We start from the raw sequence: 18,171 nt of genomic DNA on the forward strand, positions 1-18,171 counted from the left end.
CGATTAAAACAAAACAAAAGGCCTCGTGAAAAAGAGGCCTTTTGTTTTGTACGTGGGCCTGGCTGAAGACTGTGCCAACTACAAAATCTGCGAAACCCGATTAATTCGCCGGAATCCGTGGTTCATTCCTTGACTATTTTCCCGCCTTTTACGACCAGCTGTACCCGGCGCAGGGCCGAAACGTCCTGGGTAGGGTCGCCGGTTACGGCCACGAGGTCGGCCAGCAGGCCGGGCTGGATGCGGCCTCGGTCGGGGAGCTGAAAAACCTGGGCGTTCTGGCTGGTGAAGCCCCGCACTACGGCCAGCGGCGTGAGTCCGTATTCCTGCACCAGCAGCTCGGCTTCGCGCACGTTGTCGCCGTGCGCGAATACGCCTACGTCGCCGCCAAAAGCCAGCGTGACGCCGCTTTGAAGCGCCGCTTGCATGCTCAGGCGCTTTAGCCGCAGGCGCTCCGGCTCGGGCTGCTGGCCTTTTTGCCAGCCCCGGTACCGGGAAACGGCATCACCAGCGGCTACGGTAGGGCAAAGCGCCACGCCACGCTGCTTCATCAGCTTGAAGATTTCGAGGGTGCCGCCGTCGCCGTGCTCAATGGTCTGCACCCCGGCCAGGGTAGCGCGGCGCATGCCTTCGGGCGTGCTGGCATGGGCTACCACTGGGCGGCCAGCGGCACGAGCCGTCTGCACAGCCAGGGTAAGCTCCTCCTGCGAGAAGGTGGGTCGGGCGGGTTCATTCTGGCCCCAGCGGTAATCGGCATACACCTTTATAAGGTCGGCTCCCTTACCGATTTGCTCGCGCACGGCCCGCACAAGGCCCTCTGAGCCATCCGCTTCCTGCGCACCCTGGGGCAGATCAAGATCAGGGTTGAGCTTGGGGCCGTAGGAGCCGCTGGCCACCAGCGCCCGGGTAGCAATGAGCAGGCGCGGGCCGGGAATGATGCCCTGGTCGATGGCTTGCCTGAGGCCCACATCGGCGTAGCCGGCGCCCTCTGAGCCCAGGTCCCGTACCGTGGTAAAACCGGCTTCGAGTGTGCGGCGGGCGTGCACCGTGGCACGGGCCACCCGCAGCGCCACCGATTCGGTCAGGACCTGGTCGTTCCAGGAAGTTTCGTTGTAGGAGTGCAGCAGCAGATGGGCGTGGCCTTCGATAAGGCCGGGCAGCAGCGTCATGCCCGGCAGCTCCAGGGTGCGGGCGCCAGCCGGAGCGGTTATCTGGGCAGCCGGGCCTACGGCTTTTATATGTTCGTGCTCAATCAGAACGGCCCAACCCGGGTGCAGGGTTTCACCATCGAAGACGGCTGCTGGGCGAAGCAGCAGGAGGGAAGGCGTAGGGGACTGGGCCAGAATGGGGCTGGTGCCCATCAGCACAGCCAGCACCAACAGCAGGGCGCGCAACCAAGGGCGGCAAGGAAACAGAAGAAGCATATAGCTACGAAGAAAACGAAAAGTGCCGCTTCCAACCTCAGGAAGCGGCACTTTTAACTTGCCGAAAATCTGCCTTAGCGCAGCCAGTTTGTGCGGAAAGATTTGAACCCCGGATTCCGGCTTTACTTCCGCGCAACTCTACAGGTAGTACTGCAGGTTTTCCTTGGTAATAATATCGAGGGGCAGGTACTTCACCGGCTTCACGTCTTTCTTGAAGATGAGCAGATCGGCCAGCGCGTACACGCCCCGGTAGCCCTGTTCCTTGGGGTTCTGGTTGATGAGAAAATCGATGATGCCTTCGTTGAGGAAGTGAATGTTCCTCTCCAGCAGGTCATACCCAATCAGGCGGACGTCTTCGCGTTGGTTGGCCTGCAGATACGGGGCAATTTCAAAGGCCTTGGACGTACTCACGAAAATACCTTTAAGCTGGCTTTGCTCCTCATCCAGCAACCGGTTCAGCTGCCGGGCAAACGAGGGGTCGGCCGGCTGGGGCAAGTCGATGCTGAGAATCTTGTAGGCGTTTTTGGGCCGCTCATGATTCAGGCTGTCCGGCTCCGGGGGCAGCTGCGCGAAGTAGTCCCGGAACCCCCGCTCTTTCTGCGTGATGTGCACGGAGTTGGCAATGTCCTCGGCAATGTGGGCAATAAGAAACGTGCCCGGTTGGGTTTGCCCAAACTGAGCCAGCTTGCCGGCCAGAAATCCGCTCTGGTAAGAATCCTGGCCGATGTAGCTGAGCGACTGCAGCTCGGCAATGTAGGTGTTGAACAGCACGTAGGGAATGCCCTGCTCGTGCCACTGCGTAAAAAACGTCAGCGACTCGCGGTAAAACAGCGGGGCAATGAGGATTCCATCGGGCCGGGCCTCGGTAGCGGCCTCTGCCTGCTCCCGAAAGGAGTCGACCTCAGTGAGGCTATAGGGATACACCGTGATATCCAGCCCGTATTGCTTGAGCTCCTTGCCGGCCTTGCGGATGCCATTCCAGGGCGCGTCCCAGTAAGGATCCAGCGTATGATCGGGCTGCAGCACGGCCAGCTGGTACGTATTGTTGGATCCCAGGGTGCGCGCAATCAGGTTGGGCTCATACTCCAGCTCCTCCATCATCAACAGCACTTTCTGCCGCACTTCCTCCGCTACCCGGCCCCGATTGTGCAGGACCCGGTCTACGGTTCCCACCGAGACATTGGCTCTGGCAGCTATGTCCTTGATGCGCACCACGTTTTTCTTCATAACCCAACTTTACTCGTTCTTAAACTTTTCAAAGATACTAGGTAGGGTGTACCCGTACTGCACCGTTGGCGAAACGGAAGGTTGACGCGCGGGGCAAGCATCCCCGCCAAGACCGGGGAAACGAAAGTGTCTTAGCTACAATACGGCAGAACCGGCCTAGCAATCGGCTGCAGAGCAGTAAATCCGGATCCTCGCCTTCCCCACGGTGCTAGCGAAGGATTTTGTGATGATGATTTCATCATATTGTTCCTTTGTAAAGACAAGTTACGGTATGTTATTGTATTTATAATGCGTGTGCGCAAACACATGATAAATTTAGGTGCGTGTGCGCACACATTTTTTTCTTAAAACGTTTGCATTGATGATTTATCTTGTTTACGTTTGAGACAATCCAACTAATCTTACTGGTTAAAATCATATTAACTCTGTTCTGGCCAATTCGGCTAGTCGTAGCAGGGTGACCGGGAAGAATTATGCCCTCCCGCTTATAGAAAGTACGCCTTTAGCTCAACTGTATATGTGAAATTTCTAGTTTCTGGTTAAGCGTACCTACTTGTTGCGTTCCAAAGGCCCTGTTAACCTTCAACCTCGAAAAGCCAGCTATGGAAGTCCTGGATTACCCCGAAACCGCCTTCGAAAAACTGCCCGTAACCATCTTTGAAGCTGCTGGCGAAGGAGCAGTTCGCGTGGCCCGCGAAATTGCGGAGCTCATTCGCGGCAAGCAGCTGCAGGGCGAGCGGGCCGTGCTTGGACTGGCCACTGGCTCATCGCCCATCGGCGTGTACCAGGAGCTGATTCGCCTGCACCGCGAAGAGGGCCTGAGCTTCCGCAACGTCGTGACGTTCAACCTCGACGAATACTATCCCATGGAGCCCGACGAGCTGCAGAGCTACGTCTACTTCATGCACGAGCAGCTGTTCAATCATATCGACATCCTGCCCGAAAACGTCCATATCCCGGATGGCACGCTGCCTATTGATAAGGTGAAGGAGTACTGCCAGCACTACGAAAAGCAGATTGAGGAGTGCGGCGGGCTGGATATGCAGCTGCTGGGTATCGGTCGCACCGGCCACATCGGCTTCAACGAGCCCGGCTCGTCTATCAACTCTATTACCCGGTTGGTAAAGCTCGACCCGCTGACAATTACAGATGCGGCCAAGGACTTTATCAAAGAAGAATTTGTACCGCTGCGGGCCCTTACCATGGGCGTGGGCACCATTATGAAGGCCCGCAAAATTATTTTGCTGGCCTGGGGTGAGGGCAAGGCCAAAATCCTGAAGGAAATGGTGGAGGGGCGGGTTTCGGACGAGGTGCCGGCCTCCTTTCTGCAGCTGCACCCGCAGGTAGCGGTAGTGGTAGACCAGTGGGCGGCTATGGAGCTGACGCGCGTGAAAACGCCCTGGCTCGTAGGCATGTGCGCCTGGGATGAAAGCCTGATTCGTCGGGCCGTTATCTGGCTGAGCTTGCGTATGCGCAAGCCCATCCTGAAGCTGACCGACGAAGACTACAAAGATGGGAGCCTGAGCGACCTGCTCGTGGAAGCCGGCAGCGCCTATAACCTGAACCTGCGCGTGTTCAACACAATCCAGCGCACTATCACGGGCTGGCCGGGTGGCAAACCCAACTCCAATGACACCCAGCGGCCCGAGCGCGCCCTGCCAGCTATTAAGCGCGCCCTGATTTTCAGCCCGCACCCCGACGATGATGTTATTTCGATGGGCGGCACCCTGCTGCGCCTGGTTGACCAGGGGCACGATGTGCACGTGGCTTACCAGACCTCCGGCAACATTGCCGTGTTCGACGACGACGCCCGCCGCTTTGCCGATTTCGCGCTGGACTTTGCCGAGAAGATGAACGTAGGCGTGGCTGAAACCCGGCGGGAACACGCGGAGGTAGTGGAGTTTCTCCGACACAAAAAGCTGGGCGAAGAAGACAGCCCGCTGGTGCAGGACATCAAGGCGCTGATTCGCAAGGGGGAAGCTGCGGCGGCCTGCCGGTTTTGCGGCGTGAAGGAGCAGAACGTGCACTTCATGAATATGCCCTTCTACGAAACCGGCCAGGTGAAAAAGAAGCCCCTGGGCGAGGCCGATATTCAGGCCGTAGTAGATATTCTGCAGGAAATTCAGCCCCACCAGATTTTCGCGGCCGGCGACCTGCGCGACCCGCACGGCACGCACCGCGTGTGCCTGGATGCCATTTTTGCGGCCCTGGCCCGCCTGAAAGGCCAGGAAGCCTGGGTAGACGACTGCCACCTCTGGCTGTACCGCGGCGCCTGGCAGGAGTGGGACGTGGAGGAAATTGAAATGGCCGTGCCCATCAGCCCGGAGGAGCTGATGCGCAAGCGCAAAGCCATCTTCAAGCACCAGTCGCAGAAAGACAGCGCCGTGTTTCCCGGCAACGACAAGCGTGAGTTCTGGCAGCGCTCCGAGGACCGCAACCACACCACCGCCCAACTCTACGACCAATTGGGCCTGGCCGAGTACGAAGCCATGGAAGCCTTCGTGCGGTACCGGTTTTAACCCTTCCGCGCCTGCTTTTAGGCTTGCCACGCAGCTGGTAACAAGCTGAAAATAAATTCGATAAAAATACTTAGTCGCTGCTCTGGTAGCGGCCGCCGGTTTGTATTGCCCAGCCGCACCCTTCAGTTCCCGATTCTCATGCAACACAATCAACGAAGCGTAGTGCCGCCGCTAGCCATTATAGGGGCGCTGTTCTTTATTTTCGGCTTTATCACCTGGCTCAACGGCACGCTTATTCCGTTTCTGAAGCTGGCTTGTGAGCTGACCTACGCGCAGGCCCTGCTGGTGACCTTTGCCTTTTACATTGCCTACGTCTTTCTGGCCCTTCCCTCGGCGCTGATTCTGCAAAAAACCGGTTTCCGGAACGGTATGGCGCTGGGGCTGGTAGTGATGGCCGCCGGGGCACTGGTATTTGTGCCGGCGGCGCAGGCCCGCTCCTTTAACCTTTTTCTGCTCGGGCTATTCGTGCAGGGCGCTGGTCTGGCGTTGCTGCAAACTGCCTCCAATCCCTACGCCAGCATCCTGGGGCCCCTGGAAAGTGCGGCCCGGCGCATCAGCATCATGGGTATCTGCAGCAAGATTGCCGGCGCTCTGAGCCCGGTGGTGATTGGTGCCGTGGTGCTGAAAGGAGCTACGGCGCTGGAAAACCAGCTGGCTGCTACCACCTCGGCCGCCGCCAAAGAGGTCCTGCTTCAGCAACTGGCTAACCGGGTGATTGTGCCGTACCTGAGCATGGCAGCCGCGTTGGTCGTCCTGGCCGTGCTGATCCGGCTGTCCCGCCTGCCCGAAATCAATTTGCAGCCCGAGGAAACCCCTGTCAGCTCCGAAGAGCCAGGGCAAAGCATCTGGCAATTTCCGCACCTGCTGCTGGGGGTGCTGGCCATCTTCTGCTGCGTGGGGGTGGAAGTTATTGCCGGCGACACCATTACGCAGTATGGCCGCGCCCAGGGCATCAGCCTGGATGTGGCCCGCAACTTTACTTCGCTCACCCTGATAGCCATGCTGGTAGGGTATTTCATTGGCGTAGCGCTTATTCCGCGCTGGCTTAACCAGCAGGCGGCCCTTAGCCTCTGTGCCCTGCTGGGCGTGGCATTCACGCTGGGTGTCGTGTTTACCCACGGCTATACCTCAGTGCTGCTGGTAGCCCTGCTGGGCCTGGCCAACTCGCTTATGTGGCCGGCTATTTTCCCCCTAGGCATCAAAGGGCTGGGGGCGCTGACGGAGCGCGGCTCGGCGCTGCTGATCATGGGCATTGGGGGAGGAGCAGTGCTGCCATACTGCTACGGCAAGCTCAGCGAGGTGCTGGGGCTGCAGCATGCCTACCTCATCCTGATTCCGTGCTACTGCTACATCTTGTTCTTTGGGCTGAAAGGCCACAGCTACCAGCCCAGAAGTTCGAAACGCGTGGCTTACGCGGTAAGCTAGACAGTTGCCTCGGGGAAATGCTAGCGAAGCGCAAGATTCAATCCTGAGAAATTGCTATTCTCCGGAGGATGAGGCTGGAAGAAGTAGAGGAGTTAGCCGAAGAATGTTGGTTTTGGCTCAAGTGGTACTATTTGTGAAATAAATTTTTGCGTGTGCGGGCACGTAGCTTTAAAAAAAATGCGTGTGCGCACACATTTTTTTTCATCATCACTTGCTTTGTGTGATATAGAGCGTTAAGTTTGGATTAATAGAATTATTGTCTGTTTAAAAAGTCTTATTTATTATTTGAGTCAGGTTTTTATTACTGTGCTTATCCTTTGGCATATCCTATAAAAGTACTTGAGCACGAAATGGCCTTCCCAGGCTCTTCGGATAGTAGATCTTCCAGTTGTCGCGCCACCTTTAAGTAGAGTCCTGAACACCTAGGCCCTACTATAAATTTCCCATTTCATACTTCCCTTCCAGGTTGCGGGTGCCATTTTCTGGTGCATCGTTCGTGGTATAATCTAGGCTTTAGTTGGGATATTTCTCGGGTAGAGAAGCCGGTTGCAAAGCTAAAGCAGGCATTGTCCAGATGTGCTGTAAGCGTATGGCAGCGGTTGCCGATGAGTATATCCGGAACCTGGTAGAATGGGCTGGCCAGTAGCTGATGCTGGTTGGGCGTGTGTCTGAAATGCAGAATCATCATTGTTCTCTCACTTTTTCCCTCACCAAACCCCATTGAAGGCTATGCAAAAATTTACTTGGCTTACTTTTTTGCTGCTACTGAGCTTGCATGGCTTGGGATACGCGCAAACCACTTCGGTGACCGGCAAGGTAACCGACGCAAAGGGCAGCGCCCTGCCCGGCGTAACGGTACTAGCCCGTGGTACGGGCCAGGGCACCAGTACTAATGCATCCGGCGGCTATTTCCTGACCGTGCCCGATACCACCTCGCTGGTATTCTCCTCTATTGGCTACGACCCGCAAACCGTTGCGGTACGTGGCCGGACTACCATTGATGTGACCCTGAGCGAAAACGTGCAGGCCCTGGGCGAGGTAGTAGTAACGGCGCTAAACGTGGCCCGGGAACGGAAAACCCTCGGCTACTCCGTCACGGAAATTCAGGGTAACTCGCTGACGCAGGCCCGGGAAACCAACGTAACCAACTCGCTGGTAGGTAAAGTGGCCGGCCTGAACGTCAACTCCACCTCTGGCGGGGCGGGCTCTTCGAGCAACGTCGTCATCCGGGGCGTATCCAGTCTGAGCCAGACCAACCAGCCCCTGTACGTTATCAATGGCATACCCGTGGAAAGCCAGCCCAGCTCGGCCAACACCGGCAGCCGGTGGGACAACTCCCCCGACCTGGGCGACGCCATTTCCAACATCAACCCCGACGATATCGAATCCATTTCGGTATTGAAAGGCGCCGCGGCTTCGGCCCTGTACGGCTACCGCGCCAAAGCCGGGGTTATTCTCATCACCACCAAAAGCGCCAAAGGCAACGATGGGGTGGAGTTCAACAGCAACTTCGTTAGCGAAAGAGTGTACACCCTCACCGACTGGCAGTACGTGTACGGCCAGGGTGCTAACAACCTGAAACCTACGACGGCTACGGGTGCGGCGCAGGTGGGCAACTCCAGCTGGGGCGGAAAGCTCGATGGCTCCAGCGTGGTGCAGTTCGATGGCACCTCGCGGCCCTACGTGGCGCAGAAAGACAACGTGAAGAACTTTTACCGCTCAGGCAGCAGCTGGACCAACACCCTGGCTTTCAACAAAAGCTTTACGGGCGGTTCGGTGCGCCTTTCGGCCAGCAACCTGACCAACAAAGGCGTGGTGCCCAACTCCGGCCTCGACCGGCAGACCTTCAACCTGGTCGGCACATTTGAGCCCTTCAAGCGGCTGACGATTGATGCCCGCGCCAACTACATCCTAGAGCAGGCAAAAAACCGCGCCATCCTGGCCGACGGAGCTGGCAACGCCAACTTCAACGTGCTGTTCCTGCCGACCAGCCTGGACGTACGCTCCCTCTCGGCCGGCACCAACCCCGACGGCTCGGAGCTGATGTACAACACCGGCAATCCTTATAACACGAACCCTTACTTCGCTGCCAATAATTTCGTGAACGATACGGAACGGGACCGTCTGCTCTCATCAGTGAATGCGCGTTACACGTTCGATAACGGCCTATTTCTGCAAGGTCGTGTTGGGCGCGATGGTTATACAAACCGCTTCACTAGTGTAACACCCTCGGGTACGGCTTACCTGCCCAATGGACGGGTCACGGAGGTAACCACGCGGTTCTCAGATTTGAATACCGATGGCTTAGTAGGAAAAAGCTTTGAGTTCGGGTCCGACTTCACGTTTGCTCCCAATCTAGGGGCCAGCTACCGCCGCATTAAAACGGAAGCATTCCAGAATATAGGCAATGACTTGGCTGTATTTGGGCTTAACAACCTCAACAACGCTAAAAACAAGTCCAGCCAGATGTTTCCGACCGATCAGGAAATTCAGTCCGTGTACGGTTCGGCGGACCTTTCTTATAAGGAGTATCTGTTCCTGACCGGTACGTTGCGTCGCGACTGGTTCTCGACGCTAGCTGGCCCCAACTCAACGGCCGACCAGGAATTGGGTATTACCTATCCAGGCGTAAGTGGATCCTTTGTATTCTCGGAGCTGTGGCGCCCTGACTTCTTGACCTTTGGTAAGCTACGGGCGGGCTACTCGCGTGTGGGCCAAGCTACTTTACCTTACCAGACACAATTGAACTACGCGTTTATGCCCGTAGTCCTCAATGGTAATCCGTTGGGTACAATTGAAAACGTCAATATCCCGAACAGCAATTTGAGAGCTTCTAATGCGACAGAATTTGAAATCGGAACCGAACTGGCTGTAGCCCAGAACCGTGTACGGTTAGATCTGACGTTCTACAAGAAGAATTCTGATAAGGAAATTGTGTTTACCCCGGCTTCCATTACCTCGGGTTACCAGGGTGCTGTGCTGAACGCCGGTAAGATGGAAAACAAGGGTGTGGAAATGTTGCTGACAGTGCAGCCGGTGAAAACGGCCGCCTTCTCCTGGACGTCTTCCTTCAACGCGGCCTACAACAAAAACACGGTAATTTCCCTGGCTGCCGGCCAGGAGCAGTCGGTGTATGCCACCTCCCGGGCCGGCGTGGGCTTCCTGGGGCAGATCGTAGACAAGCCCTTCGGGCAGGTAATGGCCTACGACAACAAGTATAAAGCCGACGGTACCATTGAGCTGACGCCCAACGGCGTACCCGCCCGCGGCGACCTGAAAGCCTACGGTACTGCTTTCCATCCCTGGACAGGTGGTTGGAGCAACGACTTCACCTTCGGCGGTTTCAACCTAGGAGTGTTGGTTGACGGCAAGTTCGGCGGCAAAATCTTCTCGGCCACCGACTACTACGGCACCATCTTCGGGCTACGCAAAGAAACCCTGGTAAACCGCGAAGGCACCTTCGGCTCCGACAACATCGACGCGGCTACCTACTACAGCACCCTGGCCGACAACGTGTCCAAGGAGTTTGTGCAGGATGCCAGCTTTATCAAGCTGCGCCAAGTGACGCTAGGGTATTCTTTCCCTACCAAGCTGCTGGGCAGCAAAGTGCAGCGCCTGACGTTGAGCCTGGTGGCCCGCAACCTGGCCATCCTGATGCGCAAAACCGACAACATCGACCCCGAAAGCAGCTACAATGCCTTTACCCAAGGGCTGGAGCTGGGTGGTATTCCGCCGGTCCGGACGTTCGGCCTGAACCTGAACGCCAAATTCTAAGGATTTCCCCCTGGTTTATTTCAACCTGTCCGTCATGAAAAGCACCCTCGCTAAATATTCTGGCTTAAGCTTCCTCGCTCTGCTGCTGGCTACCAGCTGTACCGACGACTTCGCAGACATCAACACCAACCCTTCCACCTACAGCCAGGCCAACTTCAACCCCAACTACCTGCTCACGACCTCGCAGCTGGGCTATACCGGCAGCGCCGACTTTGCCTACGACACCTGGCGGGCCAACCTGATTTACTCCTCTACGCTGGTGCAGGGCCTCTCCACGGTGGTCAGCTACTGGGCCGGCGACAAGTACCTGCTCAATGAGGGCTACACGGCTGCCTATTGGGGCGGCACCACGGTAGGGGCCTACGTAGAGCAGGTGAAGCCCATTACCGACTTGGTAGAGTCGACCCGCGGCAAGGACAAGTACAAGAACCTGCACCAAATAGGCCGCATCATGCGCGCCCTCATTATGGAGCGCATCACTGACCTCTACGGCGACGTGCCCTACACCGAGGCCGGCATGGGCTACTACAAAAACATCATCACGCCCAAATACGACAAGCAGCAGGATATTTATAATGACCTGCTGAAGGAAGTAGAGGAAGCCACCGCTGCCCTGGACCCCGGCGCCGACGTGCCCTCGGGCGACGTGTTCTACAAAGGCAATATTTCGCAGTGGCAGCGCCTGGGCAATACGCTGTTGCTGCGCATAGCCATGCGCCTGACCAAAGTAGACCCAGAGAAAGCCAAAGCCTACGCCACCAAGGTGCAGGGCAAAACCTTCCAGAGCAACGCCGACAATGCCTACGTGGTGCATGATGTGGGTGGTGCCCGCGTAACCCAAAACCGCAACAGCCAAGTGCTGCTCGGCGACGGTGGCCAGGAAAACTACTACGTGAAATGGTCGAAAACCTTTATCGACCAGCTGCAGAGCACCAACGACCCACGCCTATCCAAAATAGCTGTGACGCAGCTCTACCTCACCGACGTAACCAAGGCCCAGAACCCGGATGCCGTTTCTACCGCGTCGGCGCAGAAGGGGATGCCCAACGGCAAGGACCTGAGCGGGCGGGCTGCCTACGACGTATCGGCCGACCCTACCTTCACCAAGTTTACGGACTACTCCTCGCCCAGCCCCGGCATGATCAAGCGCGACGGCCCGACGTTTGTGCTGACCTATGCCGAGTCGGAGTTGCTGTTGGCCGAAGCGGCCCAGCGCTGGGGTCTGGGTAGTGCCGCAGAGCACTACAACGCCGGTGTGACGGCCGCCATTACCTACCTCTCGCAGTACGACGCGTCCCTGACCGTAGCTCCGGCTGATGCTGCCGCCTTCCTCACGGCTCATCCCTACGAGGCCGGCAAAGGGCTCGAAATGATTAACACGCAGTACTGGGTGCACACGAATACCATGCTCGACTTCTACGAGTCGTGGGCCAACTGGCGCCGCAGCGGCTACCCCGAGCTGACGCCGGTGGTGTACCCCAACAACGCTACCAACGGCCAGATTCCGCGCCGCTTCCCGTACCCAACTACTGAAATTTCGAGCAACCCCGATAACTACAAAGCTGCTCATGATGCCGTGACGGGGGGCGACAACCTGATCGGCCGCGTGTGGTGGGATAAGTAACCGTTCTGCTTTCTGAGCTATGCAGGCAAGCAGCGTTCCTGCTGCAACAGGGGCGCTGCTTGGCGCTGCGGCTGAGTGACCGTAGCTTCCTGCGCAGAACAAAGATTTTCATGCTGGGCGCAGTCGGGGTTTCCTGGCTGGCAGTAAGGTAAGGGGTACTCATTCCGCAAAATGGGGATTTTGCGGAGGCTGGCGTAGGAAACGCTACCCGGCTGTGCTCGGCATGATAACTTACCGCACGTACTTTTCTTTACTTGCTTCCTCTTACATCCAACCCACCGTTTATGCGCTTCAACGTTTCCTGTACCAGCTGGCTCGGCGGCATCCTGGCCCTTCAGATCTTCCTGGGTGCCCCGGTTCAGGCTCAGCTGGCGGAAGTTCCGGCCCAAAGCCTGGGGCTGGTGCCTTTGCCCCGCGAGGTGAAAGCCTACGCCGCCACTTACAGCCTGCCCCAGAAAGTAAGCATCTACGCAACGGGCAAGGATGCGCTGAACGTGGCGGGTTTGCTGAAAGATATGCTCACCGCCACGGGCAAAACCGTTACGCTAACCACCACCCGAGCAGGGGCGCACATTGTCCTCACGACGGCTCCCGGACCCGTGCCCGAGGGCTACCAGCTGAATGTAGATAAAACCGGTGTGCGCATTACGGCCGCCGGTGGCCCGGGGCTGTTCTACGGCACCCAGACCTTTCTGCAGCTGCTGCCCGCCCGCCCGGCCGCCACCGCCAGCGTGCCCTACGTGCGCATCAACGATGAGCCCGCCTTCCGCTGGCGCGGGGCCATGCTCGACGTGAGCCGACACTTCTTCCCGGTTGAATTCGTGAAGAAGTACATTGACTTCCTGGCCGCCTACAAGCTCAATACCTTTCACTGGCACCTGACCGATGACCAGGGCTGGCGCATTGAAATCAAGAAATACCCCAAGCTCACCCAGGTAAGCGCCTTCCGCAAGGAAACCATCATCGGCGCCCAGCAGCTGTTCAAAACCCCGGCCGACTTCAAGTACGACGCCACGCCCTACGGCGGCTTCTACACTCAGGACCAGGTTCGGGATGTGGTGGCTTACGCCCAGAAGCGCTACGTCACTATCGTGCCGGAAATTGAGATGCCGGGCCATTCGGTGGCCATCCTGGCAGCATACCCCGAGCTGGCCTGCAAGCCCGGCCCCTACGAAACTTGGACGATGTGGGGCGTGAACGAGGATATCGTGTGCCCCACGGAGCCCACGTTTCGCTTTTTCGAGGACGTGCTGGCGGAAGTAGTGACGCTGTTCCCCGGCCCCTACGTGCACATCGGCGGCGACGAAGCCCCCAAAAACCGCTGGAAAGAAAGCGCCGCCGTGCAGGCAATCATGAAGAAGGAGGGCATTACGGACGTAGAAAAGGTGCAGGGCTGGTTTAACCGCCGCATCGAGAAGTTCCTGGCCAGCAAGGGTAAGAAGCTCATCGGCTGGGACGAAATCCTGGAAGGCGGCATCGCGCCCAGCGCCACCGTCATGAGCTGGCGGGGCGAAAAAGGCGGTATTGAAGCCGCCAAAATGGGCCACGACGTGGTCATGTCGCCCACCACTCATTTATACATCAACTACGGACAGAGCCCGCAGCCCCACAGCCCCTACGAGCCGCTGATGATTGGGGGCTACATCCCGCTCGACGTCATTTACAACTATAACCCGTTGCCTAAGGAACTCACGCCCGATCAGCAGAAGCACGTGCTGGGGCCCCAGGCCAATATGTGGACCGAGTACATTACTACGCCGGCCGCCGCCGAGTACATGCTGTTTCCGCGCCTGCTGGCCGTTTCAGAGGTAGCCTGGCTGCCCGCCGCCCGCAAAAGCTACGCCGACTTCCTGCCCCGCATGGGCCAGCAGTTTGCCCGCCTCGACGCCAAGAAGGTCAACTACCGTGTGCCTGAGCCCCTGGGTCTCGACAGCGCCAGTGTAGTAAAGCAGGGCGACAAAGCCCTGCTCACGCTTCGTACCCTGGTGCCCGGCGCCCAGATCCGCTACACCCTCGACGGCCACCTGCCCGACGAAACCACCAAGCTTTACACCAAACCCGTGGCCGTGCCCCTAAACAAACGCCTGCTGGTGCGGGCCGTCACCATCACCACCAACGGGCGCAAAAGCCCGCCCGCCGAACTGCTGATCAAGTAACTGGTGGCTCGTTAGCTGCCGTATTCTGCCGATTTCTCCGTCCGCCTTTTCCACAACCGCTTCACCCCAGGGCTAACCGTTACCCGCTGTTAGCCAACGGCTCCCAAAGCCGCCCTGCACCCCCTTTGCATCTTTCCCGGTTGCCCTTCCCCGATGCCGCCCGTGCGGTATTCCGGCATTCTGCTGCCCTCCCGCAACCGGGCACTCACGCGTAATTGCTCAGTGTGACAGCAAAGGGGAATTCCCGCCGCCTGCCTTCACTGCTGCTGAACTTTTTGGTTCCACCATTAACCAATTCACAGCTATGAAACACCTTTCCTCGCTTCTGTGCGCAGAAGCCCGGCGCCGCCTTTTAGCTGCCCGCGACAAGAAAAAGCGCCTGCTGGCGCTGCTGGCCCTGGTGCTGGTGCTGCTGCCCGGCCTCAGTCCGGCCCAGGTGAGCCCCCCGGTGCTCAAGAAGCGCACCGACCACAACAAGCAGATAATCGGCTACCTCACGCAGTGGGGGCCCTGGAAGGATTTGCCCGGCCTCGTGCCCAAGGGCAGCCTCAACCAGCTGAACGTGGACTACTCCCAGTACACGATTCTGAATTTCTCCTTTTTCGGGGTGGCCGTGGATGGCTCCATTCATAGCGGCGACTACCGCAACCCCAACATTGCGCAGCCTGGCTCCGTGCAGCAGCCCGCTCCGCTCGTCAACACCGACACCTACAGCAGCTGGGATTTATACCTGCTGCAGGGCGAGCTGGACATCATCCAGTACATTTCTGATGGCAGCTACGCCTATTCCCTGGGCTACCGCAACGCTACCGGGGGCTGGTCGAACGTGAACACCGGCGCTACCGGGGCCTTTCCGCTGGCCATTCACAAGCAGAACGGCAAGCTCGGCCTCATCGACCTGGCCCACCAGCAGGGCGTGAAGGTGATGGCCTCCATCGGGGGCTGGAGCATGGGCAAGCACTTCGGCGAAATGGCCGCCGACCCCACCAAGCGGGCCCGCTTCGTGAGTGACTGCCAGAAGCTGATTGCCCTGGGATTCGACGGCATCGATCTGGACTGGGAATATCCCGGGCAGGCCGGCATGAACTTCACCGGCCAGCCCCAGGACTACCCCAACTTTGCCGTGCTGGTGGAGGATATTCGGGCGGCAATAGGGCCCAATAAGCTCATTACGTCGGCTTTCACGGCCGTGCCATCCAAGTTTGTGCAGTTCGACTGGGCGCGCCTGAGCCGCTCGATGGACTACTTCAACTTCATGACCTATGACTACAACGGCGGCTGGTCGAACAAGGCCGGGCACAACTCGCCGCTGTATGACTACCCCAACGCGGAGTACGCCAGCTTCTCCCTCGACGCCACTACCCAAGGAATCAAAGCGGCCGGTATTCCCCTGAGCAAGGTGAACCTGGGCGTGGCTTTCTACGGCCGCGGCGTGGTAACCAACGGTCCGGCTGCCCTAAATGCGCCCACTGTGAAGCGCGCCGAAACCGTGAGCCCCGATGGCGCGGTCATGACCAGCGCCGATTTCGCCAACTGGCCCAAAGATGTGTGGGACGGCACACCCAACTACCAGGCCATTGTGGCCCAAACCGCCAGCTGGACGGAGTATTGGGACGACAATGCCAAAGTGCCCTACAAAACCAACGGCACGTACTTTCTGAGCTACGACAATGAGCGTTCGGTGGGCCTGAAGGCCCAGTACGTGAAGGACCAGCAGTTGGCTGGCGTCATCGTATGGACGGCCAGCGGCGACTGGCTGGACCTGGCCGTGAATCCGGTTACCTACGGCGGCAAGCTCGTGTACAGCGCCAGCACCAAGGCTCCGCTGGTAAACAAGCTAAACGAGGTATTTGCCACCGGTACCACCACGAACACGCCACCGACGGTTAGCCTGACCTCGCCGGCCAACGGCGCGACCGTCACGGCCCCGGCCAGCATTACCATCAATGCCAATGCCGCCGATGCCAACGGCACGGTAAGCAAGGTTGATTTCTACCAGGGTACCACGCTGCTGGGTACTGATACTTCTTCGCCGTATGCTTTCACCTGGACAGGGGTAGGAGCCGGCACGTATTCGATTACCGCCAAAGCTACCGACAATGCCAACGCCGTGACGACTTCCGCCGCCGTGAGCGTGACGGTGACTGCCGCGCCTACCGCGCAGGCTATTCCGGGCACCATTCAGGCCGAGAGCTTCACAGCTCAGCAAGGCACCGACAAAGAAACCACGACCGACACGGGTGGCGGTCAGAACGTGGACTGGTTTGAAACCAATGACTGGCTTGACTATTCGGTCAACGTGGCTTCGGCCGGGCAGTACACTGTGGGCTTCCGCGTGGCCTCAGCCAACGGCGGGGCCACCTTGCAGCTGCGCAACAGCGCGGGCACGGTGCTGGGCTCGGTGAACGTAGGCAACACCGGCGGCTGGCAGAGCTGGCAAACTATTAATGCCACGGTGACCTTACCGGCCGGGGTGCAGACCCTGCGCCTGTTTGCCTCCGCCTCCACGGGCACGAACGTGAACTGGCTGTCGTTTACCGCCGTAACGACCAACACCCCGCCGACCGTGAGCCTGACTTCCCCGGCTAACGGGGCTAGCTTCACGGCTCCGGCTTCCATCACGATTAGCGCCAATGCCGCCGATGCCAATGGTACCGTGAGCTCGGTAGCCTTCTACAACGGCGCTACCTTGCTGGGCACGGACAACTCTTCGCCATATTCGTACGCCTGGACCGGCGTAGCCGCGGGCACCTACTCCATCACGGCCCGCGCCACCGATAACGCCGGGGCGGTAACCACGTCTTCGGCCGTTAGTGTGACGGTAACGGCCGCTCCCGTTGGCCAGACCATTCCCGGTACCATTCAGGCGGAAAGCTACTCGGCTATGCTGGGCATCCAGACCGAAACCACCACCGACACGGGGGGAGGCATCAACGTAGCCTGGTACGAGACGGGCGACTGGCTCGATTACGCGGTGAACGTGGCTTCGGCCGGGCAATACACTGTGGGCTTCCGTGTAGCCTCGGCCAACGGCGGGGCTACCTTGCAGCTGCGCAACAGCGCCGGCACGGTGCTCGGAAGCGTGAACGTGGGCAACACGGGCGGCTGGCAGAGCTGGCAGACGCTGAGCACGAACGTAACCCTGCCGGCCGGCGCCCAAACGTTGCGTTTGTACGCCTCCGCTTCCACGGGCACGAACGTGAACTGGCTGAGCTTCACGGCCGTGACGACCACCAACACGCCGCCCACGGTTAGCCTGACCTCGCCCAGCAATGGCGCCAGCTTCACGGCCCCAGCCAGCATCACCATTACCGCCAACGCAGCCGATGCCAATGGTACGGTGAGCAAAGTGGAGTTCTACCGGGGCACGACCTTGCTGGGCACGGACACGAGTGCCCCCTACAGCTACAGCTGGACGGGCGTAGCGGCCGGCAGCTACTCTATCACGGCCAAGGCTACGGACAACGCGGGAGCCGTGACGACGTCTGCGGCCGTGAGCGTGACGGTAACGGGCAGCACGGGCACTTGCAGCGTGGCAGCGTGGACGGCCACGGGCGTGTACACGGTGGGCATGCAGGCCAGCCGCTCGGGCAACGTCTACCAGGCCAAGTGGTGGACGCAAGGGGAGGACCCGCTGACGGCTAGCTGCACGGACTGCGCGTGGAAGCTGATAGGTCCCTGCACCAGCGCCCGCACTATCACCGCCACGGCAACTGCCAAGTCGGACGAGGCAGTGAAAGTGTATCCAAACCCGGTGGTGAGCGGGGAGCTATTGACGGTAGAGCTGGGCGCCACCTATGAGCACGTGGAGCTGGTGCTGCTGGACCTGACGGGTCGCCGCAGCCACCGCACTACTTTCGAGCACGCCCGCACCATTACGCTCCGCCTGCCCAGCCTGCCCAATGGGGTATTCCTGCTGCAGGTGCAGGCCGATGGCCGGACGTTCACCAAGCGGCTCAGCAAGCAGTAGTCACGCGTGGGGGAGTTCCGTCGGAACTCCCCCATTTTTTCTTCCACCACTTTCC

The 18,171-nt window shown here is 58.9% G+C and carries 8 protein-coding genes; 6 read left to right on the forward strand and 2 right to left on the reverse strand.

From position 1 onward, the window contains the following. Positions 1–122 precede the first annotated feature (122 nt). The gene (locus I5L79_RS10205) at positions 123–1,421 is read right to left on the reverse strand and encodes a metal-dependent hydrolase family protein (RefSeq protein WP_196954946.1); all 1,299 of its coding nucleotides are present in this window, start codon (positions 1,419–1,421) and stop codon (positions 123–125) included. A gap of 138 nt (positions 1,422–1,559) precedes the next feature. After that, positions 1,560–2,648: a substrate-binding domain-containing protein gene (locus I5L79_RS10210; RefSeq protein WP_196954947.1), complete on the reverse strand. Its 1,089-nt coding sequence runs from the start codon at positions 2,646–2,648 to the stop codon at positions 1,560–1,562. A gap of 602 nt (positions 2,649–3,250) precedes the next feature. Between I5L79_RS10210 and nagB the strand changes: the two genes are divergently transcribed. The 6 genes from nagB to I5L79_RS10240 all read left to right on the forward strand — a co-directional run bounded on the left by nagB (position 3,251) and on the right by I5L79_RS10240 (position 18,116). Next, the gene (nagB, locus tag I5L79_RS10215) at positions 3,251–5,167 is read left to right on the forward strand and encodes a glucosamine-6-phosphate deaminase (RefSeq protein WP_196954948.1); all 1,917 of its coding nucleotides are present in this window, start codon (positions 3,251–3,253) and stop codon (positions 5,165–5,167) included. A gap of 138 nt (positions 5,168–5,305) precedes the next feature. Further along, the gene (locus I5L79_RS10220; protein WP_196954949.1) at positions 5,306–6,592 is read left to right on the forward strand and encodes a sugar MFS transporter; all 1,287 of its coding nucleotides are present in this window, start codon (positions 5,306–5,308) and stop codon (positions 6,590–6,592) included. Between the two features lie 729 nt (positions 6,593–7,321). After that, positions 7,322–10,366: a SusC/RagA family TonB-linked outer membrane protein gene (locus I5L79_RS10225; RefSeq protein WP_196954950.1), complete on the forward strand. Its 3,045-nt coding sequence runs from the start codon at positions 7,322–7,324 to the stop codon at positions 10,364–10,366. A gap of 34 nt (positions 10,367–10,400) precedes the next feature. After that, positions 10,401–11,990 (forward strand): SusD/RagB family nutrient-binding outer membrane lipoprotein, encoded by a 1,590-nt coding sequence (locus tag I5L79_RS10230; RefSeq protein ID WP_196954951.1) that lies wholly within the window; start codon positions 10,401–10,403, stop codon positions 11,988–11,990. Between the two features lie 284 nt (positions 11,991–12,274). Beyond that, the gene (locus I5L79_RS10235; RefSeq protein WP_196954952.1) at positions 12,275–14,146 is read left to right on the forward strand and encodes a beta-N-acetylhexosaminidase; all 1,872 of its coding nucleotides are present in this window, start codon (positions 12,275–12,277) and stop codon (positions 14,144–14,146) included. Between the two features lie 304 nt (positions 14,147–14,450). Next, complete coding sequence (locus I5L79_RS10240; protein ID WP_196954953.1) at positions 14,451–18,116, forward strand: glycosyl hydrolase family 18 protein; 3,666 nt, start codon at positions 14,451–14,453, stop codon at positions 18,114–18,116. Positions 18,117–18,171 lie beyond the last annotated feature (55 nt).

Origin of the sequence: Hymenobacter guriensis (assembly GCF_015773195.1) — a bacterium.
Taxonomy (GTDB): domain Bacteria; phylum Bacteroidota; class Bacteroidia; order Cytophagales; family Hymenobacteraceae; genus Hymenobacter; species Hymenobacter guriensis.